This is a genomic window from Undibacterium sp. Dicai25W (genome assembly GCF_049340505.1).
In the GTDB taxonomy this organism is placed as follows: Bacteria; Pseudomonadota; Gammaproteobacteria; order Burkholderiales; family Burkholderiaceae_D; genus Undibacterium; species Undibacterium jejuense.
The window spans coordinates 1-5,190 of sequence record NZ_JBMPOQ010000037.1 but is presented as its reverse complement, the minus strand read 5'-3'; the positions used below and the strand labels follow the sequence as shown (position 1 = coordinate 5,190).

General features: G+C 49.2%; 2 tRNA genes and 3 rRNA genes. All 5 read right to left on the bottom strand.

What is annotated here, in order from left to right:
• Nucleotides 1–48: 48 nt before the first annotated feature.
• Nucleotides 49–161 (bottom strand): 5S ribosomal RNA (gene rrf / locus ACO0KY_RS19375).
• A gap of 210 nt (nt 162–371) precedes the next feature.
• A 23S ribosomal RNA gene (locus ACO0KY_RS19370) occupies nt 372–3,249 on the bottom strand.
• Nucleotides 3,250–3,705: 456 nt separating this feature from the next.
• A tRNA-Ile gene (locus tag ACO0KY_RS19365) sits at nt 3,706–3,782 on the bottom strand.
• A gap of 124 nt (nt 3,783–3,906) precedes the next feature.
• Nucleotides 3,907–3,982: transfer RNA gene (locus ACO0KY_RS19360), tRNA-Ala, on the bottom strand.
• Between the two features lie 138 nt (nt 3,983–4,120).
• A 16S ribosomal RNA gene (locus ACO0KY_RS19355) occupies nt 4,121–5,190 on the bottom strand; the annotation flags it as partial.

Here is a 5,190-nt window from a genome sequence, read left to right as displayed (position 1 = left end):
AAAAGCAAAACCCCTCACTGTTTTCACAGAGAGGGGTAGCATTGGGGAGCCTGACGATAACCTACTTTCACACTGGTTGCAGCACTATCATTGGCGCAGAGTCGTTTCACGGTCCTGTTCGGGATGGGAAGGGGTGGTACCAACTCGCTATGGTCATCAGGCATAACTTGTCGATCTACTGTGCGTGCGTTGTTCTGCAGCCCACAGCAAATCCAATTCAGAAGAAGTGTCGTAGAGTGTGCGCTCCGATCGATTCTCATCTCTCTTTCGCACTAATCTTTATTCATTTATTACTGGTTATGATTCGTACCAAACTCTCTTTGGCATTCACTTCATAATTTCTCTCGTAGCCTACAACCTGCTAAGGTTATAGGGACAAGCCTTACGGGCAATTAGTACTGGTTAGCTTAATGCATTACTGCACTTCCACACCCAGCCTATCAACGTCCTGGTCTCGAACGACCCTTTAAAGAGATCAAAGTCTCTGGGAAGTCTCATCTTAAGGCGAGTTTCCCGCTTAGATGCTTTCAGCGGTTATCTCTTCCGAACATAGCTACTCGGCAATGCCACTGGCGTGACAACCGATACACCAGAGGTTCGTCCACTCCGGTCCTCTCGTACTAGGAGCAGCCCCCTTCAAACTTCCAACGCCCACGGCAGATAGGGACCAAACTGTCTCACGACGTTTTAAACCCAGCTCACGTACCACTTTAAATGGCGAACAGCCATACCCTTGGGACCGGCTACAGCCCCAGGATGTGATGAGCCGACATCGAGGTGCCAAACTCCCCCGTCGATATGAACTCTTGGGAGGAATCAGCCTGTTATCCCCAGAGTACCTTTTATCCGTTGAGCGATGGCCCTTCCATACAGAACCACCGGATCACTATGTCCTACTTTCGTACCTGCTCGACTTGTCAGTCTCGCAGTTAAGCACGCTTATGCCATTGCACTATCATCACGATGTCCGACCGTAATTAGCGTACCTTCGAACTCCTCCGTTACACTTTGGGAGGAGACCGCCCCAGTCAAACTGCCTACCATGCACTGTCCCCAACCCCGATCAGGGGCCAAGGTTAGAACCTCAAATAAACCAGGGTGGTATTTCAAGGATGGCTCCACGCAAACTGGCGTCCACGCTTCAAAGCCTCCCACCTATCCTACACAGATCGATTCAAAGTCCAATGCAAAGCTACAGTAAAGGTTCATGGGGTCTTTCCGTCTAGCCGCGGGTAGATTGCATCATCACAAACATTTCAACTTCGCTGAGTCTCGGGAGGAGACAGTGTGGCCATCGTTACGCCATTCGTGCAGGTCGGAACTTACCCGACAAGGAATTTCGCTACCTTAGGACCGTTATAGTTACGGCCGCCGTTTACTGGGACTTCAATCAAGAGCTTGCACCCCATCATTTAATCTTCCAGCACCGGGCAGGCGTCACACCCTATACGTCCACTTTCGTGTTTGCAGAGTGCTGTGTTTTTATTAAACAGTCGCAGCCACCAGTTTATTGCAACCCCTTCATCCTTCTGCCGCAGGGCAGTCAAACTACAAGGGCGTACCTTATCCCGAAGTTACGGTACCAATTTGCCGAGTTCCTTCTCCCGAGTTCTCTCAAGCGCCTTAGAATACTCATCTCGCCCACCTGTGTCGGTTTGCGGTACGGTCTCGTATGACTGAAGCTTAGAGGCTTTTCTTGGAACCACTTCCGATCGCTTCGTGAACAAGTTCACTCGTCTCAACCCCTTGAATTACGCACCCGGATTTGCCTAAGTGCCTTCTACAAGTCAAGAACAGGCTCTTCCAACCGCCTGACGACCTTCTGTGATCCGTCCCCCCATCGCATCATACGACGGTGCAGGAATATTAACCTGCTTCCCATCAGCTACGCATCTCTGCCTCGCCTTAGGGGCCGACTCACCCTGCTCCGATGAACGTTGAACAGGAAACCTTGGGCTTACGGCGTGGAGGCTTTTCACCCCCATTATCGCTACTCATGTCAGCATTCGCACTTCTGATACCTCCAGCATCCTTTACAAGACACCTTCGCAGGCTTACAGAACGCTCTCCTACCATATGTCCTAAAACATATCCGCAGCTTCGGTGTATAGCTTAGCCCCGTTACATCTTCCGCGCAGGACGACTCGATCAGTGAGCTATTACGCTTTCTTTAAAGGGTGGCTGCTTCTAAGCCAACCTCCTGACTGTTTTAGCCTTCCCACTTCGTTTTCCACTTAGCTATACTTTGGGACCTTAGCTGGCGGTCTGGGTTGTTTCCCTCTTGACACCGGACGTTAGCACCCGATGTCTGTCTCCCAAGCTCGCACTCAACGGTATTCGGAGTTTGCAATGGTTTGGTAAGTCGCGATGACCCCCTAGCCATAACAGTGCTCTACCCCCGTCGGTGATACTTGAGGCACTACCTAAATAGTTTTCGGAGAGAACCAGCTATTTCCAAGTTTGTTTAGCCTTTCACCCCTACCCACAGCTCATCCCCTAATTTTTCAACATTAGTGGGTTCGGTCCTCCAGTGCGTGTTACCGCACCTTCAACCTGGCCATGAGTAGATCACTTGGTTTCGGGTCTACACCCAGCGACTATGTTCGCCCTATTCGGACTCGATTTCTCTACGGCTTCCCTATGCGGTTAACCTTGCCACTGAATGTAAGTCGCTGACCCATTATACAAAAGGTACGCAGTCACGGAACAAGTCCGCTCCTACTGTTTGTATGCACACGGTTTCAGGTTCTATTTCACTCCCCTCCCGGGGTTCTTTTCGCCTTTCCCTCACGGTACTGGTTCACTATCGGTCGATATCGAGTATTTAGCCTTGGAGGATGGTCCCCCCATGTTCAGACAGGATTTCACGTGTCCCGCCCTACTTGTCGCAAACTTAGTTCCACACCGATGATTTCAACTACGGGACTATCACCCTCTATGGTCGGACTTTCCATTCCGTTTGTTTATCAAAGATGCTAAATCTTGCAGGCTCTTCCCATTTCGCTCGCCACTACTTTGGGAATCTCGGTTGATTTCTTTTCCTGTAGCTACTTAGATGTTTCAGTTCGCCACGTTCGCTTTGCAACACTATGTATTCATGTTGCAATGACCTTACGGCCGGGTTTCCCCATTCGGAAATCTGCGGATCAAAGTGTGTTTGCTCACTCCCCGCAGCTTATCGCAAGCTACTACGTCCTTCATCGCCTGATATCGCCAAGGCATCCACCATGTGCACTTATTCACTTGTCCCTATAACTTTAACTCCTGGTGTCATCTTATTGAATCTCTTCAACAACATGGTTCATCACCAAGAACCGGTTATAGTTCTTTACTACTTATGAGTATTACTTTAGCGTTTGCCGTATCTCAAGAATTTATTTTTTTCTAAAACTGCCTTTCGGCTGCTTTTGATCAAACTCTTTTTAATACTTTGTTTGTTCGATACAATCATAACCCTTCCATAAATTATTCAACGTAACTGTCGTTACATCAAACGAAACACTCTTCCGAGTATTTCCTTTACAGAAATAAATTTTGATTATTTCTACTTTACTTCTTCTAAATTGTTAAAGAACGAGAACTTCTTATACTGCTTGTCTTTCGCTTTGAAAGAACAAACCTAAATCTTCACTTCAACGACCATTGAGTTATTTCTCTCAATCTTGCTGACTTAGGTTTGTACTATCGCTTCTACTATCGATGCCTTGGTAGGGCTGGTTGGGCTCGAACCAACGACCCCCGCGTTATCAACACGGTGCTCTAACCAGCTGAGCTACAGCCCCGCAATCGACTGCTTAAAACGCGTTTGCTCTGCGTTGCAACTCCTTGCCGTACTTGCGTACTGTCTGCGTCGCTGCGCCTTGATCAACCTCGTTTGAATCAGTCTTTTATTTGACATCTACAACTTGGTGGAGGTTGACGGGATCGAACCGACGACCCCCTGCTTGCAAAGCAGGTGCTCTCCCAGCTGAGCTAAACCCCCATTTATACTTCAGCTAGCTACTTCTCCAGCTGAAACATAACTACTCTTGGATTAAAGCTAACCTACCGCCTTAACTTATTCTCGTTATCTAATTTAACAGTCAATAAAAGTGAACACTCAACTACAGCGCTACTCTAGAAAGGAGGTGATCCAGCCGCACCTTCCGATACGGCTACCTTGTTACGACTTCACCCCAGTCACGAACCCTGCCGTGGTAAGCGCCCTCCTTACGGTTAAGCTACCTACTTCTGGCAGAACCCGCTCCCATGGTGTGACGGGCGGTGTGTACAAGACCCGGGAACGTATTCACCGCGACATGCTGATCCGCGATTACTAGCGATTCCAACTTCATGTAGTCGAGTTGCAGACTACAATCCGGACTACGATACACTTTCTGGGATTAGCTCCCCCTCGCGGGTTGGCGGCCCTCTGTATGTACCATTGTATGACGTGTGAAGCCCTACCCATAAGGGCCATGAGGACTTGACGTCATCCCCACCTTCCTCCGGTTTGTCACCGGCAGTCTCATTAGAGTGCCCTTTCGTAGCAACTAATGACAAGGGTTGCGCTCGTTGCGGGACTTAACCCAACATCTCACGACACGAGCTGACGACAGCCATGCAGCACCTGTGTTCAGATTCTCTTGCGAGCACTCCCAAATCTCTTCGGGATTTCTGACATGTCAAGGGTAGGTAAGGTTTTTCGCGTTGCATCGAATTAATCCACATCATCCACCGCTTGTGCGGGTCCCCGTCAATTCCTTTGAGTTTTAATCTTGCGACCGTACTCCCCAGGCGGTCTACTTCACGCGTTAGCTGCGTTACCAAGTCAATTAAGACCCGACAACTAGTAGACATCGTTTAGGGCGTGGACTACCAGGGTATCTAATCCTGTTTGCTCCCCACGCTTTCGTGCATGAGCGTCAGTGTTATCCCAGGGGGCTGCCTTCGCCATCGGTATTCCTCCACATATCTACGCATTTCACTGCTACACGTGGAATTCTACCCCCCTCTGACACACTCTAGCCATACAGTCTCAAATGCAGTTCCCAGGTTGAGCCCGGGGATTTCACATCTGACTTATATAACCGCCTGCGCACGCTTTACGCCCAGTAATTCCGATTAACGCTTGCACCCTACGTATTACCGCGGCTGCTGGCACGTAGTTAGCCGGTGCTTATTCTTCAGGTACCGTCATTAGCAAGCTGT